Source organism: Pseudomonas tumuqii, assembly GCF_013184545.1.
In the GTDB taxonomy this organism is placed as follows: Bacteria; Pseudomonadota; Gammaproteobacteria; order Pseudomonadales; family Pseudomonadaceae; genus Aquipseudomonas; species Aquipseudomonas tumuqii.
This window is the reverse complement of sequence record NZ_JAAOJA010000009.1, coordinates 85,738-112,261: the sequence shown is the minus strand read 5'-3', so window position 1 is coordinate 112,261 and position 26,524 is coordinate 85,738. Positions and strand designations below refer to the sequence as shown.

Sequence of the window (26,524 nt, the reverse complement as noted above, 5' to 3'; positions counted from 1 at the left end):
GGAGGAACTATGCCGTCAGTACCCGTAGCAGAACTCAACAATTATGTAGGCAAGGAACTGGGACGCTCCGCCTGGCTGACCATCGATCAGCAACGCATCAATCAATTCGCCGAATGCACCGGCGACCACCAGTTCATTCACGTCAATCCGGAAAAAGCCAGGCAGACCCCCTTCGGCAGCACCATCGCCCATGGCTTCCTGTCGTTGTCGCTGATCCCCATGCTGATGGAAGACATCATGATCATGCCCCAGGGCCTGAAAATGGCCATCAACTACGGCCTGGACAGCGTGCGCTTCATTCAGCCGGTCAAAGTCGACTCCAAGGTGCGCCTGGTGGTGACCCTGACCGACGCCACCGAGAAAAATCCCGGCCAGTGGCTGCTCAAGGCCCGCGCGGTATTGGAAATCGAAGGCCAGGATAAACCGGCCTATGTGGCCGAACCCCTGACCCTCTGCTTCGTCTGATCTGCGTCGGCATAACCGGCGTTCACTCAACCGAGCGAACGCCGGTTATGCAACGGCTCTGTGCGGCGCGGCAGCGCAGGGTCCCTGGTTTGCGGCATACTTCCGGCAACACCTGGATCTGGATGCTTGCCATGCGCCGCCTCGCCCACCTGGCTCCCCTGAGCCTCGCCCTGCTGCTTGCCGCCTGCGGCGACGGCGAACCCCTGTTACCCGCGGACGCGACCCTGCCCGACGGCGCGCGCTATCGCGGCGAGGTGGTCGACGGCTTGTTGCAGGGCCCCGGCCGCCTGGATTACCGCAACGGCAGCTGGTTCGTCGGCACCTTCAAGGATGGCCAGTTGCATGGTCCCGGCGAATGGCACGGCGCGAATGGCGAGCACTACGTCGGCGAGTTCGCACAAGGCGCCTTTCATGGCCAGGGCACACTCCACTACCGTGACGGCAGCAGCTACCAGGGCGGTTTCGCCGCGGGTCGGTTTGCCGGTGAAGGTACGCTCAAGCAGGGCGGTCTGGTTTATCGCGGCGCATTCAAAGACGATCTGTTCCATGGCCTGGGCACCCTCGAACGCGCCGATGGCAGCAGCTTCCACGGCCAGTTCAACAATGGCCTGGCGGATGGCCAGGGCGTGCGCAGCGACGAGTACGGCAACCAGTTCAGCGGCGAGTTCGACAAGGGCCAGCTGCGAGGCCCCGGCAGCTTCAAGAGCGCTGACGGTGATCTCTACAGCGGTGCGTTCCGCGACAACCAGTTCCACGGCAAAGGCCGCTACCAGAGTGCCGCCGGCGATGTCTGGAGCGGGCTGTTCGTCGCCGGCGCAGCCAACGGCGCGGGCGAGTTCCAGGGCGCCGACGGCGAGCGCTACCTCGGTGAATTCCGCGACTGGAATTACCACGGTCAAGGCCGCCTGCACCTGGCCGATGGCAGTCTTTACCAGGGACGCTTCGAGCATGGCGAATACGCCGGCAACGGCACCCTGACCCTCGCCGAGGGCAACCAGCAGAGCGGCACCTGGCTGCGCGGCCAACGCCTGCGCGACGAGCAGGGGCGCATGCTGGCCGACCCGCTGGAACTCGGCCTGCTGGCGCAGGGCCAACTGCTCGACCAGGCCATTGCCGACCTGCCCGCTTCCACCCCCGCCATCGAACTGTACGCCCTGACCCTGGCAGGCGACGGCAAGCAGAGCGTGTTCATGCGCGAAGCCGACTACGTCGCCAATCTGCTCGGCGAACGCTTCGCCGCCCATGGCCGCATCAGCCTGACCAATCACCGCGAGCAGATCAGCCTGCGCCCACTGGCGACCCGCGAAAGCCTGCGCCGTGCGGTGCAGGCACTGGCCGAACGCAGCGGGCCGGAGGATCTGATCTTCATCTACCTGACCAGCCACGGCTCGAGCCAGCATGAGCTGAATCTCGACCAGCCGCGCCTGCAGCTCGGCGACCTGCCGGCCAGCGAACTGGCCGTCCTCCTGCAACCGCTGCGCGAGCGGCACAAGGTGGTGGTGATCTCGGCCTGCTACTCCGGCGGCTTCATTCCCCCGCTGCAAGACGACAAGACCCTGGTGATGACCGCCGCGCGGGCCGACCGGGTGTCCTTCGGTTGCTCGGAGGAAAATGACTTCACCTACTTCGGCCGCGCGCTGTTCGCCGAGGCCCTCAATGAGACCGATGACCTGCAGCGCGCCTTCGAGCTGGCCAAGGCAAAAGTCGCCGAGCGCGAACAAGCCGATGGCTTCGAGGCCTCCGAGCCGCAAATCTGGCCAGCCAAGGCGGTCCTGCAACACTGGCGCGCCCTGCGCGAACAGCAGGCCAGCCGCGCGTTGAACACCGCCAGCGGCGACCAGGCCGCCACCCGCCCCGCCCCACCTATCGAACAAAGTATCGAGCGCAGCACGCAGTAGTTTTTCAATGGCCTGTTAAGCTGATGGATATCAGCGGAGACCCCACGACCATGTATTTGACGCCCCAGCACATCCTCCTCGCGGGTGCCACCGGCCTGACCGGTGAACACCTGCTGGATCGCCTGCTCAACGAACCTACGGTCGCGCGCGTGCTGGCGCCAAGCCGTCGGCCACTGGCCGAGCACCCGCACCTGGAAAACCCGGTGGGCGAACTGCTCGATCTGTTGCCGCAGCTCAACGGCCCGATCGACACGGCCTTCTGCTGCCTCGGCACCACGATCAAGCAAGCCGGCTCGCAGGAGGCCTTTCGCGCCGTCGATCATGACCTGGTCGTGGCCTTCGCCCAGCGTGCCCGCGAGCTCGGGGCGCGCCACCTGCTGGTGGTCAGCGCCCTCGGCGCCGACGCCAAGTCCGCGGTGTTCTATAACCGGGTCAAGGGCGAAATGGAGCAAACGCTGCAAGCCCAGGGCTGGCCACAACTGACCCTGGTACGGCCAGCCCTGCTGCTCGGCCCGCGCAACGAGTTCCGCCTCGGCGAACGCCTGGCCGCGCCGCTGGTGCGTTGGTTGCCGGGCAAATACCACGGCATCGAGGCCACCGTCCTGGCTCGCGCCCTCTGGCGCCTGGCCCTGGAAGAAGACCACGGCCTGCGCGTCATCGAATCCGACCGGCTGCGCCGCCTCGGCCGTTGACTCCCTTACTTTCCCTATCGAGCCAACCCATGAGCACAACCCACAGCAGCCTGATCGAAGCCCTCGAAGCCGCCGACATGCTGGAAATCGACGACCTCTACGCCTGGCAATTCAACCTGGACAAGGAGCTGCTGGCCCAGGTCAGCGCCGGCTCGGCCGCTGCCGACAGCCAGGATCAGCCGCTGTTGAGCATCGACTGCGTAGACGGCAGCGCTCGCCGTCACTGGCAGTTCTCCCTGGCTGCGGTGAGCGCGGCGCGCTTCGATGCCGAGACGGATAGCTGGCTGCTGAGCGATGGCGGCACAGAACACCGGATCAAATGCAGCGCGGCGATCAGCGGCGACAACCTCGACAGCGACGACGACAGCGACGACTGAGAGGTTGTGAAAATATCGAGCGCCGTCGCGAGGTCGCCTCCAAGCGTTCGCGGCAAGGCGCGATGCAGCGGGCGTTTGGAGACGGCCGCAGTAGGCGAGAGTTTTTTCACAAGCTCTAATACCTGCGGAGCGCGCCATGCACCTGTATGACCGCTACATCCTGCCGCACCTGATCGAGTTCGCCTGCGGCATGGGCGAGGTGATGCAGGCCCGCGCGCAGATCGTCCCGCTGGCCCGGGGCCGGGTGCTGGAAATCGGCATCGGCAGCGGGCTGAACCTGCCGTTCTACGACGCCGCGCAGGTCAGCGCGATCGTCGGCGTCGACCCCTCGGCCGAGATGCAACGCCTGGCCCGAACCCGCGCCGCGCGCAGCGCCATACCGGTGCAGATGATCGCCCTGGAGCTGGGGCAGATCCAGGCCGCCGATGCCAGCTTCGACAGCATCGTCTGCACCTTTACCCTGTGCACCATCCCGGACGCCGTGGCCGCCCTGCAAGAGATGCGCCGGGTACTGAAACCCGGCGGCCGCCTGCTGTTCTGCGAACACGGCCTGGCCCCGGATGCCCCCGTGGTGCGCTGGCAGAACCGCCTGACGCCCTACTGGAAACCCCTGGCCGGCGGCTGTCACCTCAATCGCGACATCCCGGCGCTGATCGGGGCCGGCGGCTTCAGCATCGAGCAGCTGCAGACGGGCTACCTGAAAGGCCCCAGACCGATGACGTTCGTCTATCGCGGCTGGGCTCATTGAACCCGCCACACAGCATCATGAGCACTTTCTCTGCGAGGCAGGCAGGCCGTATTCTGTCTATGTTTGCTGGATAAGTTCATTGGATTGCAAGCGGTTAGCGCATGAAGCCACCCTCGACACGCCCCTGCAACATCCGCTACACCTGCCTTGCTGGCCTACTGGCGCTGTGCATGGTCTGCGCCGCGCCGCTCCGGGCGCAACCGCGCGAGGTCCGCGTGGGCGTCTACGCCAACGAGCCAAAAATCCTGCTGGGCCAGAACGGGCAAATCTCCGGCATCCTCGGCGAAGTGCTGGGGGAAATCGCCCGCCTGGAAAACTGGCGCCTGATCCCGGTACCCTGCGACTGGCAGGCCTGCCTGGAGCTGGCGCAAAACGGCAGTATCGATTTGCTGCCGGATGTAGCCTTCAGCGAAGCGCGCGCGCTGCACCTGGACTTTCACCAGCAGCCCTCGCTGTATAGCTGGTCGCAGCTGTATAGCCGCGAGGAGGCCAGCCTGCAGTCGGTCCTCGACCTCAAGGACCGACGCATCGCCGTGCTGGCCGGCTCCATCCAGCAAAACTACCTGCAAACGCTGCTCGACAGCTTTGGCCTGCACGCCCGCCTGATTCCCGTGCAAAACCTGGTCGAGGGCTTCGAGCTGGTGGCCAACCAGCAGGCCGACGCGGTCGTGGCCAACCAGCGCTTCGGCGACTTCCATGCGCCGCACTACCAGCTACACAACACGCCGATCATGTTCCTGCCCGCGCAGCTGTTCTATGCCACCCGCAAGGGCTCCAACAGCGACCTGCTGAGCAGCATCGACCGCCATTTGCGCGAGTGGCAGGGCTCTTCCTCATCCTATTACTACCAGACCCTGCAGCGCTGGGGCGGCGAACGGCCCCGGCTGCTGGTGCCAACCGCCGCCTGGTGGGGCCTGGCCAGCCTGGCCGGGCTGCTGCTGATGGCGCTCGGCGGCGCCCTGCTGCTGCGCCGCCAGGTCGCCGAGAAGACCCGCCACCTGAAGGCCAGCGAGCAGCGCCTGAACACCATCCTCGACAGCGTCGAAGCCTATATCTACATCAAGGATCCCGAGCTGCGTTACCAGTACGCCAACCGCAAGGTCTGCGAACTGTTCGGCCTGCCGCTGGCCCAGGTGGTGGGGCAGACCGACGACCGCTTCTTCGACGCCGCCACCACGGCCAACCTGCGTGACAACGACCGCCGCGTGCTGCTGCTCGGCGAGCGGGTGGAAACCGAGGAAATCAACCGCAGCCCGGACGGCACCCTCGAGCAGACCTACCTCTCGGTGAAGCTGCCGCTGCGCCACCCGGACGGGCGTATCTACGCCCTGTGCGGCATCTCCACCGACATCAGCGAGCACAAGAAGAACCTCGAGCAGATCCATCGCCTGGCCTTCTACGACCTGCTCACCGGCCTGCCCAACCGCCGCCTGCTGCTCGACCGCCTGCAGCATGCCCTGGCGCAGCGCAGCCGTAACCAGCTGGATGGCGCCCTGCTGTTCATCGACCTGGACAACTTCAAGGATCTCAACGACACCCTCGGCCACGACATGGGCGACCAACTGCTGCAACAGGTGGCCCAACGCCTGAGCCTCCATGTCCGCGAGGAAGACACCCTGGCCCGCCTCGGCGGCGACGAGTTCGTGCTCATGCTCGAAGGACTGCACCTGCAGCACCCCGAGGCCATCGCCCAGATCGAAACGGTGGCGACCAAGCTGATCCAGGTCCTCGGCGAACCCTATGTGCTGCAGGGGCGCAGCCACACCAGCACCGCCAGCATCGGCATCGCCCTGTTTTCCGAGGCCCAGGGCACCATGGATGAACTGCTCAAGCGCGCCGACCTGGCCATGTACGAGGCCAAGGCCGCCGGACGCAACACCCTGCGCTTCTTCAACCCCGAGATGCAGGCCGAAGTCAGCGCCCGCGCCAACCTGGAAAATGACCTGCGCCAGAGCCTGAGCGCCCGTCAGTTCATCCTCCACTACCAACCGCAGGTCAACGTGCAGGGGCAACTGCTCGGCGCCGAAGCCCTGGTGCGTTGGCAGCACCCCAGTCGCGGCCTGGTGGCCCCCGGCGAATTCATCCCGCTGGCCGAAAGCACCGGCCTGATCCTGCCGCTGGGCCGCTGGATCCTGCACAGCGCCTGCCAGCAACTGGTGGCCTGGGCTGCCAACCCCCAGCGCGCGCAACTGACCATGGCGGTCAACGTCAGCGCGCGGCAGTTCCACCACCGCGATTTCGTCGACGACGTGCTCGCCGTGCTGGATGAAACCGGGGCCAACCCGCAGCGCCTGGAGCTGGAACTGACCGAGAGCCACCTGGTGCAGGACGTGGAGACCATGATCGTCAAGATGGGCCAGCTCAAGGCACGCGGCGTGCGCTTCGCGCTGGACGACTTCGGCACCGGCTATTCGTCGCTCAGCTACCTCAAGCGCCTGCCGCTGAACCAGCTGAAGATCGACCGCTCCTTCGTCCGCGACCTGCTCAGCGACCCCAACGATGCGGCCATCGTGCGCACCATAGTCGCGCTGGGCGGCAGCCTGGACCTGGAAGTGATTGCCGAAGGCGTGGAAACCCTGGCCCAGCGCGACGCCCTGCTGCGCCTGGGCTGCCAGCGATTCCAGGGGTATCTGTTCGGCAAGCCGGAACCGCCACAGATGCTCGAGCAGTGGTCCATGCCGGCCGGCGCCAGCAGCGCCTGAGCCCTCGCCTCAGGCAAACGGCTGACACCGTTTTCAAGCCTTAGATGCAGTCCCTTCAAGCCTGGGCCGCAACAGATCGGACGCGGCAAAATCCGCCACGGCCATGGGCCGGGCAAAAAAGTAGCCCTGGTAATGCAGACAGCCATTGCTCAGCAGGCTGTCGCGCTGGGCCAGGGTTTCCACGCCTTCGGCAATCACCTCCAGCTTGAGGCTTTGCGCCAGGGCGATGATCGCGCGCACGATGGCCAGGCTGCTGGGATTGCCCGGCAACTCACGAATGAACGACTGATCGATCTTCAGCTGATCCAGCGGCAACTGCTGCAGATAGGCCATGGACGAATAGCCCGTACCGAAGTCATCGATGGAGAAACGGATGCCCATGTCTCGCAGGGTCTGCATGCGCACTATGGCTTCGTCCATGTCGGTCAGCAGCAATGACTCGGTCAGCTCCAGCTTGAGGCGCAGGGGGTTGGCTCCGCTACGTTGCAGGGTCTGTTGCAGCGCCTCGACAAAGTCCGCCTGATAGAGCAGGCGCGCACTGAGATTCACCGACAGGCTCAAGCCGGCGCTATACGGCTGTTGCGCCCACTGCGCGAGCAACTCGCAGGCGGCGCCGAGCACCTGCATATCCAGGCTTTCGATCAGCCCGCAGCGCTCGGCGATGGTGATGAAGGCGCCAGGCCCGAGCAGGCCACGCCGCGGATGCTGCCAGCGCACCAGCGCCTCGGCACCGTTCAGGCGCCCCAGTTGGTCCAGCTGCGGCTGCAGATACAGGAGGAATTCGCCGCTCTGCAGCCCCCGGCGCATATCTGCTTCCAGCTGCAGGCGGGCGCTGACCGCCTCCTGCATCTGCGGGTCGTAAAAACTCAGGGCGTTCTTGCCCGCGGCCTTGGCCGTATACATCGACAGGTCGGCGCGCTGCATCAGTTCATCCACCGAATGCTGATCGTCGTTGAACAGCACCACGCCCAGGCTGGCGCTGCTGAACAGGCTGTGCCCGCCGGCCAGATAGGGCTGGCGCAGGGCGTCGAGCACCTTGGCGCCCAGGTGTTCGACCTGGGAGGCGGCTTCCTCGGCACGGCTCTCCAGCCCTTCGAGCATGACGACGAACTCGTCGCCCCCCAGGCGGGCCACGGTATCGCGCTCACGCAGGCTATGGCGCAAGCGCTCGGCAACCTGGCACAGCAGCTCGTCACCGACCTGATGGCCATACAGGTCGTTAACATTCTTGAAGTTGTCGAGGTCGAGAAACACCAGCGCGGCATGCTGGCCGTTGCGCCGGCTCATCGCCCGCGCCTGCTGCAGGCGGTCGCGCAGCAGGCGCCGATTGGGCAGGCCGGTGAGGGCGTCGTAGAACGCCAGGTGCTTGATCTTCTCCTCGGCGGACTTGCGCTCGCTGATATCGGTCAACGAAGCCACGTAGTTGCTGACCCGCCCGCGCTCATCACGCACCGCACTGATGGCCAGCCACTCGGGAAAGACTTCGCCACTCTTGCGCCGGTTCCAGATCTCCCCTTCCCAGATGCCCGTCTCGATCAGGGTCTCCCACATGGCCTGATAGAACTCCGGGCCATGACGCCCGGAGCTGAGCATCTGGGTGGTCTGGCCGATGGCTTCGGCGGCGCTGTAGCCGCTGATCTGGCTGAAGGCGCGGTTGACCTTGAGGATCCGCGTGCTGGCATCGGTGATCAGCATGCCCTGCTGGGACTCGAAGGCAATCGCGGCAATCCGCCGATCCAGCTCCAGATTGACCCGATCGGTAATATCACGGGCGATGAACACCACCGCCCGCTTGCCCTGCAGCGGCGTATCCAGGCGCCTGGCGCGCCCCTCGAACATCCGGTGGCCGGAGGGCGTGCGCATGCCGTATTCCAGGGTCTGCGGGCTGTCGCTGGCCAGGGTGCGGGCAATGAAGGCCATGAAGCGCTCCACCTGACCCACCGACAGCACATCGGCCAGGCGCTTGCCGACCAGGCCCTCACCGCCGCCATAGAGCAGCTGTGGGTCGGGGGCCATCACCTCCAGGTAGCGCCCCTCCTCGTCCAGCACCAGGGTCAGGTCCGGGCTGGCCTCGCTGATCGCCCGCAGGCGCGCCTCGCTCTCGCGCAGGGCCTGGCGATCGCTGGCCTGCTGGTAGATATCCTGCAACAGCAGCCCCAGCAGCAGGGTGGCCGGCGTCAAGACCAGAAAAATCGGCACGACCACCTGCTGCAACGCCTGGCTGAAATCCTGGGCGGGCAACAGGCTCAGGCTCAGCACCAGCAACAGGTGTACCAGCGCACCGAACAGCAGCAGCTGCCAGGCGCCGATGCGCAGCCAGTTGCGTTGGCAGGCCGCCCGATAGGCCAGGCCCAGCAGCACCGGCATGAGGATATTGAGCAGGCCCGGAACGACCCCCACGCCACCCAGCCAGAGTCGATAGGCACCGGCCATCAGCCCGGCGATGGCCGCCACCAGCGGGCCGCCGAACAGGCCGGCCATGCTCAGCACCACGCTGCGCGCATCGAAGATCAGCCCCTCGTGGAGGGTGAACGGCGCCAGCATGCCGACCACGCAGATAGCCCCGAACAGGCCGCCGGCAAGCAGCTGGCGCAACAGTTGCGGCTGGACATGCCGCATATTCAGGGCGTGCAGCCAGCACAGCGCGATCAGCAGAGCCGCGCTCTCGATAAATTTCAGGATCATGGAACAACTCGAAGGGGTTACCAATACCGGCCGGCAGCGAGACAAGGGCCAGCAAAAGCGCATGATAGCAATTTACCAGCAGCCAGCTCAGACCGTAGATCGGGCAAACGACTGCTAGCTCGATGGCTCGCGCAGCTGCAGGGCGTCCACCAGGCCGGCGGCGATGGCCATGCCGACCAGATCGGCGAGGGTCTCGGCCTGCATGCGCTTCATCACCCGCGAACGGTAGAGGTCGACGGTCTTGACGCTGATTTCCAGCTGTTCGGCCACTTGCCGATTGGTGTAACCGCACACCAGCGGCAGCAGCACATCGCGCTCGCGCGGGGTGAGGCTGGCCAGGCGCGCCTGCACCGCCTGCAGGCGCTGATCCACCGCCGGGGTCGCCGACGGCCGACTCAACGCCTGCTGCACGCTGTCGAGCAGCAACTGCTCGTTGTAGGGTTTCTCGATAAAGTCCACCGCGCCGGCGCGAAAGGCGCGCACCACGATCGGCACATCGGCATGGCCACTGACGAAGATGATCGGCATGTCGATGCCGCGCTCGCGCAGGGCTTCCTGCACATTCAAGCCACCCATGCCGGGCATGCGCACGTCCAGCAACACACAGCCGCGGGTCTCGGCCGCACAGGCCTCGAGAAACGCCCGGCCGCTGGTAAAGGGCAAGGCCTTGAGCCCCACCGACTCCAGCAGCCAGACGGTGGAGTCGAGCATGCCCTGGTCATCATCGACCACATACACCTGTTGTTGCGCTTGCCCGCTCATCCTTCGCTCCTCGTGTCGTTCTCGTTCGCGGCCTCGTCAACCCGCCCCAGCGGCAGCCGACATTCCAGGCAGAGCCCGCCCGCCGGGCCTGGATGAGCCTCCAGGGCGCCCCCGAAGCCTTCGATAATGCTGCGGCTCATCGACAGCCCCAGGCCCAGGCCTTCCGCCTTGCTGGTGTAGAACGGGGTGAAGATATGCTGCAACTGCGTCGCCTCCACGCCCGGGCCCTGGTCACTGACCCAGACGCACAACTGGCCGTCACGCTCGCCGGCGCTCAGTTCGATGCGCGAGGGCTGGCCCGGATGGGCTTCGCGGTTGGCGTCGATGGCGTTGCGCAGCAGGTTGAGCAGCACCTGCTCGAGCAGCACCCGGTCGGCGTAGACCGGCGGCAGATTATCCGCCAGTTGCTCGACGATATTCACCTGCCAGTTGCTCGCCTCCCACTGACACAGACGCATCGCCTCGCGGGCCACCTGGGCGATATCCAGGGCCTGGGTACGCCGCTGGCCCTTGCGCAGGAAGGCGCGCAGCCGTTTGATCACCTCGGCGGCGTGGTTGGCGTGTGCGGTGATGCGTTCCAGGCCCTGGGCGACCTTGCCTGCCGCCTGCGGATTAGTGCCCAGGGCCCTGAGGTAGCGCTGGCTGGCGCTGGCGTAGTTGACCACCGCCGCCAGCGGCTGGTTGATCTCGTGGGCGATCCCCGACGCCAGCTCGCCGAGGGTGACCAGCCGCGCGGTGTGCGCCAGTTCGTCCTGGTGGTGGCGCTGCTGGGCCTCGCGCAATTCGCGCTCGGTCATGTCGCGGGCCACCAGCGAATAGTAATGCTCGCCGCCACTGCCGCGATGGGCCAGCAGCACCAGCGAAACCAGCAAGGGCGCGCGCGGCCCCAGCGGCCGCAGGCGCACCTCGGCGCTCCACACGCCACGGCTATCGGCGGTGGCCCAGCCCTGGGCCTGCAATTGCTGCAAATCGTCTTCGGCGAGCAGCGCATCCAGCGCCGGCAGCGGCTGCTCTGCGGCGATATTCAGGGCATGCCGGGCCGCCGGGTTGAGGTAGGTCAGGCGCCCGGCCGGGTCGATGAACAGCACCAGGTCGGTGTTGGCCTCGACCACTTCGGCCAAACGCCGCTTGTTCTCCTCGGCCTGCACCCGCGCGGTGATGTCGCGCGACACGCTGACCACTTCCACCACCGCACCGGTGTAGGTCTCGCGGATCGCCCGGCTGGCGGTCTCGAACCACAGGTAGTGCCCATCGCGGTGGGCAATGCGGAAGGTCATGGTGTGATAGCCATCCTGCTCCAGCGCTTCGCGGGTGCTCTGCACCAGCTGGGCCTGATCCTGGCGATGGAACAGCGCCTGCACCAGGGTGCCGCGCAGCTCCTCGGGCCAGTAGCCGAGCAGCGTCCAGCTGGCCGGCGAGGCATCGAGGAAGCGCCCGTCCGGGGTATGGCGGGAAATCAGGTCGGTGGTGTTTTCGGTGATCAGGCGATACAGGCGGCTGGCCTTGGCCGCCTCGCGCTCGGCGCGAACCTGGGCGGTGGCCAAGCGACAACGGGCCAGCACCCGCTGAGCGAGGGGATCGGGCACGAACAACCAGATCAGGATCTGCCCGTCGACCTGCGCCTCGACTTCCTCGATCGCCCGATCCTGCTGCAGGCAGGCGCGCACCAGCTGCGCCGCGTTGACCGGCAGCAACGCCGCCACCGCCGGCAACGGCCGTTCGCCGAGCAGCTCGAGCATGGCCGCATTCAATTGCAGCGGCTGCGCCTGCCCATCCAGTAGCAGACTCGGCTGCGGGTCGGCGCCGAGCAGGGCGTGGCCGCGCGTCTGCGCCGGCAGGCTGGCCAGCAGGGCCAGCAGCAGCTCGTGGATGAAGCCGAGCCAATCGAGGCTGACACCCTCCTGCAGTTCGATCAGCAGCAAACCGGGGCGCCCCTCGTCCAGCTCCAGGGCCAGCACCTGGCCGTGACTGAGGGCGGCGCGGCGCACTCGGCCGGCCAGCCAGCAGGGCAACCCGCGCAACTCGGCCAGATCCAGGCGCGGCTGCTGCGCCAGCGCCTCGAACAACAACTGATCGCTGGCCTGCAGGGGATCGCCAAAACCCGGCGGCAGGTGCGGGGCGCTGCCTTCATGGCTGTAGATGCCGGTGCCTGGCTGCCAGCCGAGAAAGAACGCCTGACGCACTTCGGGACAGGCGTGCAGGGTGCGGCGCAAGGCATCGGCGCGCACCGCCAGGGGCAGCGCCTCGCGCTGCAACGCCAGCCAGCTGTGCAACTGCACGCGGATTTCACTCATCGAATCTGCTTCCTCGCAGCGGGCTGCCCGCAGGCGTGTGTTGACCAGCCGCGAGCATCGGGGCAACGCGCGCGGAATGCAAAGCGACCAAGGCCTATATCCGATCAAGGCATCTAGCAAACATACTATAGAACTATGGTTTAACTTCCATATTTTACTAGGCGAATATATAAATAGCCCCCAGTTGCAACAGCAAGCGCCTGTTCGCCCGTCGAACAGGCACTACAAGAGCAAACAATCTGCCATGGGTACCCGCATGTCGATCTACGAACAGGGCCTTGCGCCTGCCGCCGTCAACCACATCGCCCTTTCCCCGCTGAGCTTTCTCGAGCGCACCGCCAGCGTCTACCCGCACTACCCGGCGGTGATCCATGGTTCGATTCGCCGCGACTGGGCCGAGACCTATGCCCGTTGCCGGCGCCTGGCGTCGGCCCTGGCCGGCCGCGGCATCGGCCCGGGCGACACGGTGGCGCTGATGCTGCCCAATACCCCGGCGATGCTCGAAGCGCATTTCGGCGTGCCGATGATCGGCGCGGTGCTCAACCCGCTCAACGTGCGCCTGGACGCCGAGGCCATCGCCTTCATGCTGCAGCACGGCGAAGCCAAGGTGCTGATCACCGACCGCGAGTTCCATGAAGTGATCCACGCCGCCGTCGGCATGCTCGACCACCCGCCGCTGGTGATCGACGTCGACGACCCGGAATACGGCGAGGGCCAGGCGGTCAGCGACCTCGACTACGAGGCCCTGCTGGCCGAAGGCGATCCGCACTTCGCCTGGCAATGGCCGGATGACGAATGGCAGGCGATCAGCCTCAACTACACCTCCGGCACCACCGGCAACCCCAAGGGCGTGGTCTACCACCACCGCGGCGCCTACCTCAACTCGCTGGGCAACCAGATGACCTGGGCCATGGGCCACCACCCGGTGTACCTCTGGACCCTGCCGATGTTCCACTGCAACGGCTGGTGCTACCCCTGGACCATCACCGCCCTGGCCGGCGCGCATGTGTTCCTGCGTCGCGTCGATCCGCAGAAAATCCTCCACCTGATCCGCGAGCACAAGGTCAGCCACCTGTGCGGCGCGCCGATCGTGCTCAACGCCCTGGTCAACATGCCCGAGTCGGCCAAGGCGGCCATCGAGCACCCGGTCAATGCCATGGTGGCCGGCGCGGCGCCGCCGGCCAAGGTGATAGGCGCGGTCGAGGAGATGGGCATCAAGGTCACCCACGTCTACGGCCTGACCGAAGTCTACGGCCCGGTCACCGTGTGCGCCTGGCATGCCGAATGGGATGAGCTGCCGCTGGAGCAGCGGGCGCAGATCAAGTCGCGCCAGGGCGTGCGCTACCCGACCCTGGAAGGGCTGATGGTCGGCGATCCGAAAACCCTGGAGCCGACCCCGCGCGATGGCGAGACCATCGGCGAGATCTTCATGCGCGGCAACACCGTGATGAAGGGCTACCTGAAGAACCCCAGCGCCACCGCCGAGGCCTTCGAGGGCGGCTGGTTCCACACCGGTGACCTGGCCGTGTGTCACCCCGATGGCTACGTGGAAATCAAGGATCGCCTGAAAGACATCATCATCTCCGGCGGCGAGAACATCTCCACCATCGAAGTGGAAGCCGTGCTCTACCGCCACCCGGCGGTGCTGGAAGCGGCCGTGGTCGCCCGCCCCGACGAGAAGTGGGGCGAAACGCCCTGCGCCTTCATCACCCTCAAGGTCGACCAGCAGAGCACCCGCGAGGCCGACATCATCGGCTTCTGCCGCGAACACCTGGCCGGCTTCAAGGTGCCGAAAACCGTGGTCTTCACCCAGTTGCCGAAGACCAGCACCGGCAAGATCCAGAAGTTCGTCCTGCGCGACATGGCCAAGGCGCTCTGATCGATAAAACCACTCGCCCAGCCCCGTAGCCCGGATTGCATCCGGGCTACGGGTCGATAACCCCGTTTGCACAACAACAATAACCGGCCCAGGCGGCCGACGGAGCAACCTCATGCAAGTCTTCAAGCGTCGTGACGGCGATGAACAACCTTACTGGCCGCTCGGCCCGTTCAAGGTGCGCCTGCCGTTTATCCACTACCGCTGGGAAACCGCGGAAATGCTCCAGGCGCTGATCATGTTCGTGGTCAGCCTGGCGATGATTCCGCTGCTGGAAAAATACCTCGGCCTGCCCTACGACGTGGCTCTGGCCTATGTGGTGGTGTGTGGCATCGGCTTCATGCTGCCGGCGCTGCTCGGGGTGCCCATGGTGCCCGGCTGGATCACCCCGGGCATCCCGGTGGTGCTGCTGTTTCTGGGTGATTTCACGCCCGGCCCGCAGGCGATTCAGGCGCTGTTCGCCCTGCAGTTTCTGGTGTTCGTGATCTTCCTGGTGCTCGGCGTCACCCGCCTGGGCAGCACCCTGGTCAAGATCATTCCCAACTCGATGAAAGGCGGGATCATCATCGGCGCCGGCATCGCCGCGCTGATGGGCGAAATCTCCAGCGGCGGACGCCTGGCCAACACGCCGATCTCCCTGGTGCTGGGCAGCCTGATCTGCCTCTACCTGATGTTCTCGGTGTCGTTCAAGGGCCTTACCGAGCGCGTGCCCTTCGCCCGCAAGATCGTCAACTACGGCATGGTACCGGGCATGCTGATCGCCATCTTCATCGGCATCGCCGTCGGCGAATACAAGATGCCCGACGTGCGCTTCGGCATCACCGCGCCGGCCTTCGCCGAGATGTGGAACTACCTGCCGTTCAACGTCGGCTTTCCCGGCCTGGACGTGTTCCTCCTGGCCATGCCGACGGCAGTGATCGCCTACATCATCGCCTTCGGCGACATCATCGTCGGCCAGTCGCTGATGCAGCGCGCCGATGAGCTGCGCACCGATGAAGTAATCGAGAACAACATCGACCGCGTGCACCTGGTGACCGCCCTGCGCAACGCCCTGCACGCCTTCTTCGCCCCTTATCCGGGCCTGGCCGGGCCGCTGTGGACCGCCGTGGCCGCAACCATGGCCGAGCGCTACAAGTACGGGCGCAAGGCCATGGACTCGATCTACAGCGGCGCGGGGACCTTCTGGATCACCGGCTTCATCGCCCTGTTCGCCCTGCCGCTGGTGAGCTTCTTCCAGCCGGTCCTGCCGATCGCCCTGTCCTTGACCCTGATTCTCACCGGCTATATTTGTCTGATGGTGGGTTTCGAACAGCTCAACAACAACACCGAACGCGGTGTCGCCGGCACCATGGGCGTGGTCCTGGCCGTCTACGGCGCGGGCTGGGGCCTGGCCGCCGGTGCCGCGCTGTACATCCTGGTCGAGCGCACCCACCTGCTCAGGTTCGCCTCGAGCAAGGACAAGACCAGCGGCGCGCCTGAAGTCGACTGACACGCTATAACCCTATTCACCCGCCGCAGGTTCGCCTGCGGCACTCTGCTTTGAGGTGCCCCATGCCCGACTACAACGCGCCCCTGCGCGACCTGCGTTTCGTCCTCCACGAAGTCTTCGATGCCCCCGCCCTGTGGGCACGCCTGCCGGCCCTGAGCGAGACCGTGGATGCCGACACCGCCGACGCCATTCTCGAAGAAGCGGCCAAGGTCACCGGCAGCCTGATCGCCCCGCTCAACCGCAGCGGCGACGAGGAAGGCGCGCAGTGGGTCGCCGGCGAGGTGCATACCCCAGCCGGTTTCAAGCAGGCTTACGCCACCTATATCGAAGGCGGCTGGGTCGGCCTGGCCGGCAACCCGGCCTACGGCGGCATGGGCATGCCCAAGATGCTCGCGGTGCAGTTCGAGGAGATGCTCTACGCCGCCGGTTCCAGCTTCGCCCTCTATTCGGCGCTGAGCTCCGGCGCCTGCCTGGCGATCGACGCGCATGCCAGCGAAGCATTGAAGACCACCTATTTGCCGCCGATGTACGAAGGCCGCTGGGCCGGTTCCATGTGCCTGACCGAGGCCCATGCCGGCACCGATCTGGGCCTGATCCGCACCAGGGCCGAACCGCAGGCCGACGGCAGCTACAGCATCAGCGGCAGCAAGATCTTCATCACCGGCGGCGAGCAGGACCTGACCGAGAACATCATCCACCTGGTGCTGGCCAAGCTGCCGGGCGCGCCGGCCGGGCCCAAGGGCATCTCGCTGTTTCTGGTGCCGAAAGTCATGGTCAATAGTGACGGCAGCCTGGGCCCACGCAACGCGGTGAGCTGCGGCTCGATCGAACACAAGATGGGCATCAAGGCCTCCAGCACCTGCGTGATCAACTTCGACGGCGCCAGCGGCTACCTGATCGGCGAAGCCAACAAGGGCCTGGCGGCGATGTTCACCATGATGAACTACGAGCGCCTGTCGATCGGCATCCAGGGCATCGGCTGCGCCGAGGCCTCCTACCAGGCCGCCGCCGCTTACGCCCGCGACCGCCTGCAGAGCCGCGCCGCCACCGGCAAGGTGGCGCCGGACAAGGCCGCCGACCCGATCATCGTGCACGCCGACGTAAGGCGCATGCTGCTGAGCATGAAAGCCATGACCGAGGGCGGCCGCGCGTTTGCCTGTTACGTCGGCCAGCAGCTGGATCTGGCGAAGTTCTCCGCCGACGCCGAGGAACGCCAGCAGGCCGACGCCCTGGTCGCCCTGCTCACCCCGCTGGCCAAGGCCTTCTTCACCGACATCGGCCTGGAAAGCTGCGTGCACGGCCAGCAGATATTCGGCGGCCACGGCTACATCCGCGAGTGGGGCCAGGAGCAGCTGGTGCGCGACGTGCGCATCGCGCAGATCTACGAAGGCACCAACGGCATCCAGGCCCTCGACCTGCTCGGCCGCAAGGTGGTGGCCAACGGCGGTGCCGGGCTGCGCCAGTTCGCCACCGAAGTCCGCCACTTCGCCCACCAGCACGAAACGCCCTACGGCAGCGAGCTGGTCACCGCCCTGGAACGCCTGGAAGCGGTCAGCGGCTGGCTGCTGGAACAGGCCAAGACGGATGCCAATGCGGTCGGCGCCGCCTCGGTGGAGTACCTGCACCTGTTCGGCTACGTCGCCTACGCCTACATGTGGGCACGCATGGCGGCGGTGGCCGAGGCCAAGCGCGCCGAGGACCCCACTTTCTACGGCGGAAAGCTGGCCACTGCGGCCTTCTATTTTACCCGCCTGCTACCGCGCACCCTGAGCCTGGAAGCGAGCATCCGCGCCGGCAGTGCGCCCTTGTATGGGCTGGGCGCCGAGCAGTTCTGAGCGGCAGCAGCAATAGTTGAGCGTTTGCGCGGCGTCCCCAAGGCGTCGCGCTTTTTTATTCGAGCCGTAGGGTACGTGGGGCCGCCTAGGCCGCGCGCACCAGACAATACCGCCAGGCACGCGCCTGCGAGGAAATCTTATGCGTGAAGTCGTCATAGTCGCCGCCACCCGCACCGCCGTTGGCTGCTTCCAGGGTTCGCTGAGCCGCATCCCGGCGCCAGAACTGGGCGCCGCGGTGATCCGCCGCCTGCTTGCCGACAGCGGCCTGCCCGCCGAGCAACTCGACGAGGTGATCCTCGGCCAGGTACTAACCGCCGGCGCCGGGCAGAATCCGGCGCGCCAGGCGGTGCTCAAGGCCGGCCTGGCGTACACGGTGCCAGCCATGACCCTGAACAAGGTCTGCGGCTCCGGCCTCAAGGCCGTGATCCTCGCCGCCCAGGCGATCCGCTGCGGCGATGCCGAGGCGATCATCGCCGGCGGCCAGGAGAACATGAGCCTGTCGCCCTACGTCATGGCGCAGGCGCGCAATGGCCTGCGCATGGGTCACGGGCGGTTGCTCGACAGCATGATCCACGACGGCCTGTGGGATGCGTCCAACGACTACCACATGGGCATCACCGCGGAAAATCTGGTCGCGCGCTACGGCATCAGCCGCGAAGAACAGGATGCCTTCGCCGCCCGCTCGCAGCAGCGCGCCTGTGCCGCGATCGAAGCCGGACGCTTCGCCGCGGAAATCACCCCGATCGAAATTCCCCAGCGCTATGCCGACAGCCTGCTGTTCCAGGAAGATGAACAACCCCGCGCCGACAGCAGCCTCGACTCGCTGGGCAAACTGCGGCCGGCCTTCAAGGCTGACGGCAGCGTCACCGCCGGCAACTCCTCGACCCTCAACGATGGCGCGGCCGCCGTGCTGCTGATGAGCGCCGAGCAAGCCGCCGCCCTCGGCCTGCCGGTATTGGCGCGGATCAAGGCCCACGCCAGCGCTGGAGTCGACCCGTCGATCATGGGCATCGGCCCGGTGTTCGCCACACGCAAGGCCCTGGCAAAAGCCGGTTGGAGCCTCGATCAGCTCGACCTGATCGAAGCCAACGAAGCCTTCGCCGCCCAGGCCATCGCCGTCGGCCGCGAACTCGCCTGGGACAGCGCCAAGGTCAACGTCAACGGCGGCGCCATCGCCCTCGGCCATCCCCTGGGCGCCTCCGGTTGTCGTATCCTCGTCAGCCTGATTCACGAGATGGTTCGCCGCGACGCGCACAAGGGCCTGGCCACCCTGTGCATCGGCGGCGGTCAGGGCGTGGCCCTGGCCATCGAGCGCGACTGAACCACGCCCCGACCGCAGGGTGCGCGGGGCCGCCTAGGCCATGCGCACCGAGAGCAGACACAAAACGAGAAGTCTATGCGCAGCCTGACCACCCTCACCGGCAACAGCCAGAAACTCGACGGCGGCGCCATGTTCGGCAACGCGCCCAAGGCGCTCTGGCAGCGCTGGATGACGCCCGATGCACAGAACCGCATCGACCTCGGCTGCCGCGCCCTGCTGGTGCAGGAAGAGGAGCGCAATATCCTGGTGGAGACCGGCATCGGCGCCTTCTTCAGCCCCGAACTGAAAGACCGCTTCGGCGTCCAGGAAGACCGTCATGTGCTGCTCGACAGCCTGGCCGAACGGGGCCTGAGCGATGCCGACATCGACATCGTGGTGCTCAGCCACCTGCACTTCGACCACGCCGGCGGCCTGCTCGCCGCCTGGGCCAAGGATCAACCGCCGCGCTTGCTGTTCCCCAATGCACGCTATGTCACCGGCCAGCGCCAGTGGCAACGCGCCTGCCAGCCCCACGCCCGCGACCGTGCCTCGTATATCCCAGAACTGCTGAGCCTGCTGGAAAGCAGCGGTCGCCTGAGCCTGCTGGAGGAAACCGCACAGTGCCAACTGCTCGGCCCGGACTGGCGCCTGCACTGGAGCGACGGCCATACCCCGGGGCTGTTGCTGCCGGAAGTGGCCATGCCCGGCGGCCCGGTGCTGTTCCCCAGCGACCTGATTCCCGGCGCGCCCTGGGTGCACCTGCCGATCACCATGGGCTACGACCGCTTCCCCGAAGGCCTGATCGAGGAGAAGCAGGCATTACTCGCCGACCTGCTGGCCCGCGGTGGGCGCCTGGTCTTCACCCATGACCCGCAAATCGCCATGGGCCAGCTGGTGCGTGACGACAAGGGCCGTTATGGCCTGACCCACACCCGCAGCGCGGTGCAGGCGCTGGATCAATAGCCAGCCTCGGGCTGCCGGCACACCCCTGGGTGGGGCTCAGCGCAGCAAGCTAACGGTGCTCCCCGCGACAGCAGCCGTGCCAAATCGGCCATCGGCCAGCACAGACCGTCGTGTGGCGATGCAGGCGCGCGGCAATTATGGTAAAACGCGTCTCGGCCACCATTGATGGCCGCAACGTTCTCAGGGCGGGGTGTGATTCCCCACCGGCGGTAATGGCGCTCAAGTGCCTAGCCCGCGAGCGCTTGCCCGGGTTGCGTAAGCAACCCGGCAAGGACAGCAGACCCGGTGCGATTCCGGGGCCGACGGTATAGTCCGGATAAAGAGAGAGCGGGATTCCCTCCTCGGGCGCCCTGTGCGCACCCGTGAAATCCCTATCGATCGGCATTGCCCTGTTTTGCTCAAAACAGGAGTTCATTCATGCTGTTCAACATCATCTTCAGCCGAGTACCGGAGGACCCATGTTCACCGGCATAATCGAATCCATTGGCAGCATCCGTGCGCTGACGCCCAAGGGCGGTGACGTGCGGGTCTATGTGGCCACCGGCAAGCTCGACCTGGGCGACGTCAAGCTGGGCGACAGCATCGCGGTCAACGGCGTCTGCCTGACCGCGGTGGAGCTGCCCGGCGACGGCTTCTGGGCCGATGTCAGCCGCGAAACCCTGGCGCGCACCGCCTTTATCGACCTCAAGGCCGGCAGCCGGGTCAACCTGGAAAAGGCCCTGACGCCATCCAGTCGCCTCGGCGGCCATCTGGTCAGCGGCCATGTCGACGGTGTCGGTGAAGTCATCGCCCGCGCCGATAACGCCCGCGCCGTGCAATTCACCATTCGTGCGCCGCGCGAACTGGCCAAGTACATCGCGCACAAGGGCTCGATCACCGTCGACGGCACCAGCCTGACCGTCAACGCGGTGAATGGCGCCGAATTCGAGCTGACCATAGTGCCGCACACCCTGGCGGAGACCATCATGGTCGACTACCGACCCGGCAAGCAGGTCAACCTGGAAGTGGATCTGCTGGCGCGTTACCTGGAACGTTTGCTCCTCGGCGACAAGGCCGCCGAGCCAAATGCCCCGGGCCTGACGAAAAGTTTTCTGGCCGAACACGGCTACCTGAAGAATTAAGGAATCGCCAGCATGGCTCTCAACAGCATCGAAGAACTGATCGAAGACATCCGCGCCGGCAAGATGGTCATCCTCATGGACGACGAGGATCGCGAGAACGAAGGCGACCTGATCATCGCCTCCGAGTGCGTCAGCGCCGAGCACATCAACTTCATGGCGCGCTTCGCCCGCGGCCTGATCTGCATGCCGATGACCCGCGAACGCTGCGAAACGCTCAAGCTGCCGCTGATGGCGCCGCGCAACGGCTCCGGTTTCGGCACCAAGTTCACCGTCTCGATCGAGGCCGCCGTCGGGGTCACCACCGGCATCTCCGCGGCCGATCGCGCGCGCACCGTGCAGGCTGCGGCAGCCAAGCACGCGGTAGCCGACGACATCGTCAGCCCCGGCCACATCTTCCCGCTGATGGCCCAGCCCGGCGGCGTGCTGGCCCGCGCCGGTCACACCGAAGCGGCCTGCGACCTGGCACGCATGGGCGGCTTCGAGCCGAGCGGCGTGATCTGCGAAATCATGAACGACGACGGCACCATGGCCCGGCGTCCCGAGCTGGAAGAGTTCGCCAAGGCCCACGACATCAAGATCGGCACCATCGCCGACCTGATCCACTACCGGCTGATCCACGAGCGCACGGTCGAGCGCGTCAGCGAGCAGATCCTGGACAGCGAGCTGGGCCAGTTCAACCTGGTGACCTACCGCGATTCGGTGGAGAACGACGTGCACATGGCGCTGACCCTGGGCACCATCTGCGCCGATCAGCCAACCCTGGTGCGGGTGCACAACATGGACCCGCTGCGCGACCTGTTCATGGTCAAGCAGCCCGGCCGCTGGAGCCTGCGTGCGGCCATGGCGCAAGTCGCCAAGGATGGCAGCGGCGTGGTGCTGCTGCTGGGCAACCCGCTGACCGGCCCGGACTTGCTGGCACACCTGGAGCGCCAGTTGGGCGGCGAGGCGAAAGTGGCCAATCCGACCACCTACAGCACCGTCGGCGCCGGCTCGCAGATCCTCCGCGACCTGGGCGTGCGCAAGATGCGCCTGATGAGCTCGCCGATGAAGTTCAATGCGATATCCGGTTTCGACCTGGAAGTTGTAGAATACCTGCCCGCTGAATAACGACCGCCGCGCGACTGCGCTTGGACATACTGCGTTGCAAACAGGCTCGGCTTGCTCACTTACCCCGGTAAACTCTGCAGCCTCGCCTGTTTCCGCCTTGTCTGTCCTGCGCTCGCCACGCGCTGTTCCGTTGGACTATAGATTTCTTGCCCCCTGGCTCTTTAACGCTATATGAGAATTGTTTTATGACCCTGAAGACCATCGAAGGTACTTTCATCGCCCCCAAGGGCCGCTTCGCCCTGGTGGTCGGCCGCTTCAACAGCTTCGTTGTCGAAAGCCTGGTAAGCGGCGCCGTTGACACCCTGGTGCGCCACGGTGTGAGCGAAAGCGACATCACCATCATCCGTGCGCCGGGCGCCTTCGAAATCCCCCTGGTGGCGCAGAAAATCGCCCAGCGTAGCGAGTTCGACGCGATCATCGCCCTGGGTGCGGTGATCCGTGGCGGCACCCCGCATTTCGAATACGTCGCTGGCGAATGCACCAAGGGCCTGGCCCAGGTGTCCATGGAATTCGGCGTACCGGTGGCCTTCGGCGTACTGACCGTCGACTCCATCGAGCAAGCCATCGAGCGCTCCGGCACCAAGGCCGGCAACAAGGGCGCGGAAGCTGCACTGTCCGCCCTGGAAATGGTCAGCCTGCTGGCGCAGTTGGAGGCCAAGTGAGCCAGAACGACAAGCCGCAAGCGCCGAAAGGTCCCAAGGCCCCCAGCGGCAAGACCCTGGCGCGGCGTCAGGCACGCACCCTGGCCATGCAGGCGCTGTACTCCTGGCACATGGCCGGTCAGCAACTGAACGAGATCGAGGCGCAGTTTCGCGTCGATAACGATTTCAGCACGGTCGACGGTGCCTACTTCCACGAGATCCTGCACGGCGTGCCGCGGCAGAAGAGCGAGATCGACGGTGCCTTCGAGCCCCTGCTGGATCGCCCGATCGCCGAGATCGATCCGGTCGAACTGTCGATTCTGCGGCTGTCCACCTACGAGCTGAAGAACCGCCTCGATGTGCCCTATCGCGTGGTGATCAACGAAGGCATCGAGTTGGCCAAGGTGTTCGGCGCCACCGACGGGCACAAGTTCGTCAACGGTGTGCTGGACAAACTGGCACCGCGCCTGCGGGCGGACGAAGTCCGCGCCAACCGGCGCTGACAGCCTCTTGAACAGCTGCTGCGGGTTGCGTGCGCCCGGCCAGGTCGCGATCAGCCAGATCGCGGCGCGTGACACGGCGCTCCGGGCAGGCGTTGCCGCCTGTGGGTGAGTTCGAGCTGATTCGTCGTTACTTCGCCGCGGCGGCCTGCGCGCAGGCCGGCGCGGGCGTGGCGCTGGGCATCGGCGACGACTGTGCGCTGCTGGAGCTGCCGGCTGGCGAACAGCTGGCGGTTTCCACCGACACCCTGGTTGCCGGGGTGCATTTTCCCGAGGCGGCCGATCCGTTTCTGCTGGCCCAGCGCGCGCTGGGCGTGTCGGTCAGTGACCTGGCCGCCATGGGCGCGACCCCCATCGGCTTCACCCTGGCCCTGACCCTGCCCCGCGCCGAACCGGACTGGCTGCAAGCCTTCGCCCGCGGCCTCGATCGCATGGCGCGGGACTGCGCCGTGCGCCTGATCGGCGGCGATACCTCGCGCGGACCGTTGAGCCTGACCCTGACCGTGTTCGGCCGGGTGCCCCGTGGCCTGGCGTTGACTCGGGCCGGCGCCCGGGCCGGCGATTTGCTCTGCGTGGGCGGCGAGCTGGGCGATGGCGCCGGCGCCTTGCCGCTGGTGCTCGGTCAGCGCCAGGCACCGGCCGAGATTGCCGAGCCCCTGCTGGCGCGCTACTGGTCGCCGCGACCGCAGCTTGGCTTGGGCGTGGCGCTGCGCGGCAAGGCCACGGCGGCGCTGGATATTTCCGATGGCCTGCTGGCCGACTGCGGGCATATCGCCGCCGCCTCGGGCGTGGCGCTGCTGATCGAGCAGGCGCGCCTGCCGCTGTCGCAGGCGCTGCTGACCTTGCTCGGTGCCGCTGGCGCGCGCGACTGCGCGCTGAGCGGTGGTGACGATTACCTGCTGGCCTTTACCCTGCCGGCCGAGCATCTCGCCGGCTTGCAGGCGCAGGGCTGGCCGGTGCATGTGATTGGTCGCGTCGAAGCCGGCTCGGGCGTACAACTGCTGGATCAACGTGGTCAAGGCATCACGCCACAGGCGCGGGGCTATCAACATTTCGGGAGTGACGGTGACTGAACCGCTAAGCGTGCCGCCATCGGTATGGCGCAATCCGTGGCACTTCATCGCCTTCGGCTTCGGCTCGGGCACCCTGCCCAAGGCGCCGGGCACCTGGGGCTCGCTGGTGGCGTTGCCGTTCATCCCGCTGTGGCAGATGCTGCCGGACTGGGGCTACTGGCTGATGCTCGGCATCACCATGCTGTTCGGCTTCTGGCTGTGCGGCAAGGTGGCCGAAGACCTGCGCGTGCATGACCATGAAGGCATCGTCTGGGACGAAATGGTCGGCATGTGGATCACCCTGTGGCTGGTGCCGGAAGGCTGGGGCTGGCTGCTGGTGGGTTTCCTGATGTTCCGCCTGTTCGACATCCTCAAGCCCTGGCCGATCAGCTGGATCGACCGGCACGTGCATGGCGGTGTCGGTATCATGCTCGACGATGTGCTGGCCGGGGTCTTCGCCTGGCTGGCCATGCAGTTGCTCGTGTGGGGCTGGGCCAATGGCCTGGCCAGCGGGCTGGGCCTGTAACAGACCGAGATCGATCATGGCGAGATGCTGGTTGGCAATACTGCTGGGCCTGCTGGGCTGCTCATGCGCCCTGGCCGAGCCGGCTGCGCCGCGGGAAATTCGCCTGGCCAGCGAGGCCTGGCAAGACCATACCAATGCCGACGGCAGTGGTCTGGCCTGGGACATTCTGCGCCAGGTATTCGAGCCCGAAGGCATCGAACTGGTGATCCACAGCGTGCCCTATACCCGCTCCATCGGCCTGGTGCAGCGCGGCGAGGCCGACGCCTGGGTCGGTTCCTACCGCAATGAGGTGGACGCCGGCGTGTTCTACCCGCGCTGGCATTACGACGTCGATCAGATCAGTGCGCTGGGCTTGATCACGCTGCCGGCGCCCAACCTGGCAACGCTCGGCGAGTTTCGCCTGGTATGGATGCGTGGCTACGAGTATCAGCGTTATCTGCCGAATTTGACCCGTTACCGGGAAGTGCAGCGGCAAAGCGATATTCTCAATATGCTGAACCTTGACCGCACGGATTTCTATATCGATGCGCGCACCGAGGTCGACGAGGCACTCGAGACGGCCAGCGATCCGGCGCGTTACCGGATTACCGATCTGACCCGCTTGCCGCTGTATCTGGGGTTTGCCGATAATCCGCGTGGTCGGGCGTTGGCCCAGTTGTACGATCGACGCATGGCGCATCTGGTCGAGCAGGGCAGTCTGCGGCCGTTGTTCGAGCGCTGGCAGCAGCCCTATCCCTTCGATTAAACGATTGTGAGAGCCTGATGGATCGACTGAGATGCTGGATTGTCGCTGCACTGCTGCTGGCCTGCGGGCTGAGCTGGGCGGCGCCCCAGGTGCTGGTGGTCGGCCTGTTCCCCGGCGCCGCGGTGCTCAATGTCGACGGTCAGCGCAAGCTGGTAAAAGTCGGCCAGACCGGTCCCGGTGGGGTGCTGGTGGTCAGTGCCGACAGCCGCGGCGCCGTGCTGCGAGTGGATGGCGTCGAGCGCGCCTATACCCTGAGCCGCGAATACAGTGAAGGTTTTGCCGAGCCGAGCACGCGCCAGCTGAGCATTGCCAAAGGCATCGGCGGGCACTATTGGGTCGCCGGTTCGGTGAACGGCCATCCGCTGCAGTTTCTGGTCGACACCGGTGCCACTTCGGTCGCCCTCAACGATGGCCACGCCCGCCGCCTGGGCATCGATTACCGGGTGGTCGGCCGGCCGCTGCAGGTCAGTACCGCCAGCGGCACCGTGCGTGGCTGGCGGGTCAACCTCAACAGCGTCAAGATCGGCACAATGGAAGTGCTGGGCGTCGAGGCGGTGGTGCTGGAGGGTGGCTCGCCCACCGAGGCGCTGCTCGGCATGAGCTTCCTCAGTCGGGTCGGCTGGCGGGTGGAGCAGGATCTGCTGGTGCTGGAATCCAAGCACTGACAGCAGGCATACGCCACAAGCCCGACCTGCTATCCCTTAGTTGCGGCTTATCCGATCCTTATCATCGGTAATTCAAGCTGA

22 protein-coding genes and 1 riboswitch are annotated in these 26,524 nt (G+C 66.1%); of the genes, 19 read left to right on the top strand and 3 right to left on the bottom strand.

Annotated features, from left to right (window positions below):
* The first annotated feature begins 9 nt into the window (after window positions 1-9).
* From G9C89_RS16890 to G9C89_RS16865, 6 genes are all read left to right on the top strand, one after another.
* The gene (locus tag G9C89_RS16890) at window positions 10-465 is read left to right on the top strand and encodes a MaoC family dehydratase (RefSeq protein WP_172150067.1); all 456 of its coding nucleotides are present in this window, start codon (window positions 10-12) and stop codon (window positions 463-465) included.
* Between the two features lie 131 nt (window positions 466-596).
* Window positions 597-2,363, top strand: a complete 1,767-nt coding sequence (locus G9C89_RS16885) for a C13 family peptidase (RefSeq protein WP_172150065.1) — start codon at window positions 597-599, stop codon at window positions 2,361-2,363.
* 50 nt (window positions 2,364-2,413) lie between these two features.
* Entirely contained in the window at window positions 2,414-3,055 is a 642-nt protein-coding gene (locus G9C89_RS16880; protein ID WP_172150063.1) for an oxidoreductase, read from the top strand.
* A 29-nt stretch (window positions 3,056-3,084) separates the two neighbouring features.
* Window positions 3,085-3,432, top strand: a complete 348-nt coding sequence (locus G9C89_RS16875; protein WP_172150061.1) for a DUF5629 family protein — start codon at window positions 3,085-3,087, stop codon at window positions 3,430-3,432.
* A 136-nt stretch (window positions 3,433-3,568) separates the two neighbouring features.
* Complete coding sequence (locus G9C89_RS16870) at window positions 3,569-4,180, top strand: class I SAM-dependent methyltransferase (RefSeq protein ID WP_172150059.1); 612 nt, start codon at window positions 3,569-3,571, stop codon at window positions 4,178-4,180.
* A 101-nt stretch (window positions 4,181-4,281) separates the two neighbouring features.
* Window positions 4,282-6,882: an EAL domain-containing protein gene (locus G9C89_RS16865; protein ID WP_218575943.1), complete on the top strand. Its 2,601-nt coding sequence runs from the start codon at window positions 4,282-4,284 to the stop codon at window positions 6,880-6,882.
* A 33-nt stretch (window positions 6,883-6,915) separates the two neighbouring features.
* On the opposite strand, the gene G9C89_RS16860 is transcribed toward G9C89_RS16865, so the two are convergent.
* The 3 genes from G9C89_RS16860 to G9C89_RS16850 all read right to left on the bottom strand — a co-directional run bounded on the left by G9C89_RS16860 (window position 6,916) and on the right by G9C89_RS16850 (window position 12,623).
* Window positions 6,916-9,567, bottom strand: a complete 2,652-nt coding sequence (locus tag G9C89_RS16860) for an EAL domain-containing protein (RefSeq protein WP_172150057.1) — start codon at window positions 9,565-9,567, stop codon at window positions 6,916-6,918.
* A 114-nt stretch (window positions 9,568-9,681) separates the two neighbouring features.
* Window positions 9,682-10,329 (bottom strand): response regulator transcription factor, encoded by a 648-nt coding sequence (locus G9C89_RS16855; protein ID WP_172150055.1) that lies wholly within the window; start codon window positions 10,327-10,329, stop codon window positions 9,682-9,684.
* Window positions 10,326-12,623 (bottom strand): PAS domain-containing sensor histidine kinase, encoded by a 2,298-nt coding sequence (locus G9C89_RS16850; protein WP_172150053.1) that lies wholly within the window; start codon window positions 12,621-12,623, stop codon window positions 10,326-10,328. Before G9C89_RS16850 ends, G9C89_RS16855 begins: the two co-directional genes overlap by 4 nt.
* 256 nt (window positions 12,624-12,879) lie before the next feature.
* Between G9C89_RS16850 and G9C89_RS16845 the strand changes: the two genes are divergently transcribed.
* The 13 genes from G9C89_RS16845 to G9C89_RS16785 all read left to right on the top strand — a co-directional run bounded on the left by G9C89_RS16845 (window position 12,880) and on the right by G9C89_RS16785 (window position 26,443).
* A complete protein-coding gene (locus tag G9C89_RS16845; protein WP_172150051.1) occupies window positions 12,880-14,502 on the top strand; it encodes an acyl-CoA synthetase in 1,623 nt (540 codons plus the stop codon).
* A 112-nt stretch (window positions 14,503-14,614) separates the two neighbouring features.
* Window positions 14,615-15,988 carry a solute carrier family 23 protein gene (locus tag G9C89_RS16840; protein ID WP_172150049.1) on the top strand — a complete coding sequence of 458 codons (1,374 nt, stop codon included), beginning with the start codon at window positions 14,615-14,617 and terminating at the stop codon, window positions 15,986-15,988.
* Between the two features lie 62 nt (window positions 15,989-16,050).
* The gene (locus G9C89_RS16835) at window positions 16,051-17,823 is read left to right on the top strand and encodes an acyl-CoA dehydrogenase C-terminal domain-containing protein (RefSeq protein WP_172150047.1); all 1,773 of its coding nucleotides are present in this window, start codon (window positions 16,051-16,053) and stop codon (window positions 17,821-17,823) included.
* 139 nt (window positions 17,824-17,962) lie between these two features.
* Window positions 17,963-19,144 carry an acetyl-CoA C-acetyltransferase gene (locus G9C89_RS16830; protein WP_172150045.1) on the top strand — a complete coding sequence of 394 codons (1,182 nt, stop codon included), beginning with the start codon at window positions 17,963-17,965 and terminating at the stop codon, window positions 19,142-19,144.
* A 75-nt stretch (window positions 19,145-19,219) separates the two neighbouring features.
* On the top strand, window positions 19,220-20,086 hold the full coding sequence (locus G9C89_RS16825) for an MBL fold metallo-hydrolase (protein WP_172150043.1): 867 nt from the start codon (window positions 19,220-19,222) through the stop codon (window positions 20,084-20,086).
* A gap of 172 nt (window positions 20,087-20,258) precedes the next feature.
* A riboswitch (FMN riboswitch) is annotated at window positions 20,259-20,419 on the top strand.
* 125 nt (window positions 20,420-20,544) lie between these two features.
* Window positions 20,545-21,207: a riboflavin synthase gene (locus G9C89_RS16820; protein WP_172150041.1), complete on the top strand. Its 663-nt coding sequence runs from the start codon at window positions 20,545-20,547 to the stop codon at window positions 21,205-21,207.
* Between the two features lie 12 nt (window positions 21,208-21,219).
* Window positions 21,220-22,314 (top strand): bifunctional 3,4-dihydroxy-2-butanone-4-phosphate synthase/GTP cyclohydrolase II, encoded by a 1,095-nt coding sequence (gene ribBA, locus G9C89_RS16815; RefSeq protein ID WP_172150039.1) that lies wholly within the window; start codon window positions 21,220-21,222, stop codon window positions 22,312-22,314.
* 185 nt (window positions 22,315-22,499) lie between these two features.
* Window positions 22,500-22,976 (top strand): 6,7-dimethyl-8-ribityllumazine synthase, encoded by a 477-nt coding sequence (ribH, locus tag G9C89_RS16810; RefSeq protein WP_079204576.1) that lies wholly within the window; start codon window positions 22,500-22,502, stop codon window positions 22,974-22,976.
* Complete coding sequence (nusB, locus tag G9C89_RS16805; RefSeq protein WP_172150037.1) at window positions 22,973-23,458, top strand: transcription antitermination factor NusB; 486 nt, start codon at window positions 22,973-22,975, stop codon at window positions 23,456-23,458. The genes ribH and nusB overlap by 4 nt, the downstream gene beginning before the upstream one ends.
* Window positions 23,459-23,559: 101 nt before the next feature.
* On the top strand, window positions 23,560-24,528 hold the full coding sequence (thiL, locus tag G9C89_RS16800) for a thiamine-phosphate kinase (RefSeq protein WP_172150348.1): 969 nt from the start codon (window positions 23,560-23,562) through the stop codon (window positions 24,526-24,528).
* Window positions 24,521-25,033 (top strand): phosphatidylglycerophosphatase A family protein, encoded by a 513-nt coding sequence (locus tag G9C89_RS16795; protein WP_315852827.1) that lies wholly within the window; start codon window positions 24,521-24,523, stop codon window positions 25,031-25,033. Before thiL ends, G9C89_RS16795 begins: the two co-directional genes overlap by 8 nt.
* 16 nt (window positions 25,034-25,049) lie before the next feature.
* Entirely contained in the window at window positions 25,050-25,778 is a 729-nt protein-coding gene (locus tag G9C89_RS16790; RefSeq protein WP_172150035.1) for a transporter substrate-binding domain-containing protein, read from the top strand.
* Between the two features lie 17 nt (window positions 25,779-25,795).
* Window positions 25,796-26,443: a retropepsin-like aspartic protease family protein gene (locus tag G9C89_RS16785; protein ID WP_172150033.1), complete on the top strand. Its 648-nt coding sequence runs from the start codon at window positions 25,796-25,798 to the stop codon at window positions 26,441-26,443.
* Window positions 26,444-26,524 lie beyond the last annotated feature (81 nt).